The 2,392-nt window shown below is 42.6% G+C and carries 1 protein-coding gene; it reads right to left on the bottom strand.

Translation table 11 applies throughout. From position 1 onward, the window contains the following. Positions 1-108: 108 nt before the first annotated feature. Positions 109-1,806, bottom strand: coding sequence for a group II intron reverse transcriptase/maturase (gene ltrA, locus DP116_RS27850; protein ID WP_169158201.1), 1,698 nt, complete (start codon positions 1,804-1,806; stop codon positions 109-111). Positions 1,807-2,392 lie beyond the last annotated feature (586 nt).

The following is a 2,392-nucleotide window of genomic DNA, read 5'->3' as shown; positions in this document are numbered from 1 at the left end:
AATTAAACTCAACGAGCCTGTCACCAGACCCGTTGGTCTTCAAAACCGTGCTTGATACTTTCACATCACACGGCTCCTCAATGGTTTGACCCTTGTCATGGGTACATCTCACTGCCATTCTATGAAGTCCCAATCAGTGAGTAAATCATTGGCGGTTTTGGTATCGTGGCAATGTCTGTGTAATAACTGTAAATTGGTGTACGTATCTTTTCCCTTCTTTGACCGGGGAATGATATGATCAACTTCAGTTATATCATCTTCTCTAAAGTATAAGCCACAGTGCTTGCATTTCCCCTTTTGTGCCTTGAGTAGTGTAGCTACTCTTGTTGGTACTAGGGGATTTGACCCTTTTCGTATGCTCCAATATTTCAGATTTCCGTCAAATGGTGTAGCTGTACCTTTTACTTTCACATGTCGAACAATTTTCTTGTTCTGGTGGTCATATAAGGATACAGTTTTTTCATCGACTTTATCTGAAAATACCCAGTTATTTCCACCGACTGTGTGCCAGTATTTATTCTGTACCCAGTTCCAGGATTTTTTGGGGTGGCGACGTTTTGCCCATCTAGAAAGTTTCTTGAACAGTAAGTCATCTAAATCTTTGAACACTTCAGCGCTCACCGCCGTAGAGTAATAATTTACCCAACCTTTTATGATGGGGTTGAGTACATTTATTAGTACCGCTTGTGGTGAGGCTTTATGTCGGTCTACTTGATTAGCGAGATGCTTGTAATGTTCTTGAATTGACTCTCTGCTAGGCTTGATGAATGTTTTAAACCCCAGCAATTTTCCATTACCATTTTTTCCGGATTTATATTTGCCCACATTATAGTGTTTAAAGTTGAATCCAAGAAAATCAAAACCGTCATCGGTGTGGGTAATCCTTGTTTTGCTGGTGTTTAATTCTAGACCCATCTCAGCTAACCAATCACTTACTTTCTGCTGTACGATTTCCAGGTTTGCCTTATTGTTAGTAAGTATTACAAAATCATCTGCGTACCTTACGCATTGCATAGAGTTTAACTTACGGTACTTAATCCCGCGTATAAATTCATCCACTATACCTTCCAAACCATGCAGAGCAATGTTGGCTAGTAGTGGCGATATTACTCCGCCTTGGGGAGTACCCGCAAAGGTTTCACTGTAGTATCCGTTATCAAGTACCCCCGATTTTAACCACGCTTTTAATGTGCGTCGTAATTTAGGGAATGTGTTGATTTTATTCAGTAGTTTCTCGTGATTGATTTTGTCAAAGCATTTTGATATGTCCGCATCGAGCACGTATTTATGTACTTGGTTAATGCAGTTGAATATCATTTGCATGGCGTCTTGGGTGCTTCTTCCTGGTCTGAATCCATAGCTGTTTTCCTCAAATTTGGCTTCCCATTCTGGCTCTAATGCTAGTTTGACAAGCGCCTGAGTAGCTCTATCGTGCATTGTGGGGATTCCTAACGGGCGCTTTTCGGCTTTCCCTGGTTTAGGTATCCATACCCGTCGGGTTGGCTTAACTTTTTGGTTAAGGTTCATCGTTGTAACAAGTTCAATCCTTTGCTTGGGGTTTAAGGATTTTACTCCATCTACTCCGGCAGTTGATTTCCCTTTATTATCTTGGGTCACTTTGCGGACGGCTAGCATTTTGGCAGACCATGAAGTCATCAGCGTCTTTTGGAGCTTACGAACCGCTTTAGAGTCTCCACGTAGAGATGCTTGGTATATTCTTTTTTGAAGCTTGAACACAATCCGTTCTAGCTTGCGCCAGTTGACTTTGTTCCATTCCACCATCTGATTACTCAGTGTTTTAGACATTTATACTTCCCGTAAAGACTGTACCTTTCAAATCATCGTGAGAACGTCAGCATATCCTTACCATTACAGTAGGGCGTTCGCTTCTTTCTCAATCTCTCCCGCTGCTGCATCCGGTTAGCACCTTCTCAGGTATTCGACCTCCTGAGAGCAAATCAGCGGGTTTATACGTTTCTGATAACAATACTACGTACATTTAGAGTGACACTTTACACCGGGTTTCTTTGGGAGTGCTTGCTGGTCGATGGCTAATTCGCCAGCCCCTTAATCCTTCACCTTTTGGTGGTAGCGCAGAAAGCCTTATTTCGCTACTTCATGGGTTACGATGTTTCATTCGTGTCTTCAAGCCCTAGCCTTACTCATGTGTACCTTGCTCGACGGTCTACCAGGTTTAGGCTCCCAGTTTTCCGCCTTTCATCCCCGCTTTACAGATTGATGACTAGTCGCTACTGTAGGGGAAGTGCTTTCACCTCAGCACTTGAGGGGTAGGATTCTCACCTACATTGTTATCAAATTATGTGAAGTTACCTTCACCGCTTAATCCCCTGTAACCCTTATGGGGTACAGTTTATAAGCAACGTACCGCACT

The sequence above is a fragment of the Brasilonema bromeliae SPC951 genome (assembly GCF_012912135.1).
Lineage (GTDB): Bacteria > Cyanobacteriota > Cyanobacteriia > Cyanobacteriales > Nostocaceae > Brasilonema > Brasilonema bromeliae.
The sequence above is the reverse complement of the archived record's forward strand: the minus strand, read 5'-3'. Positions and strand labels throughout refer to the sequence as shown.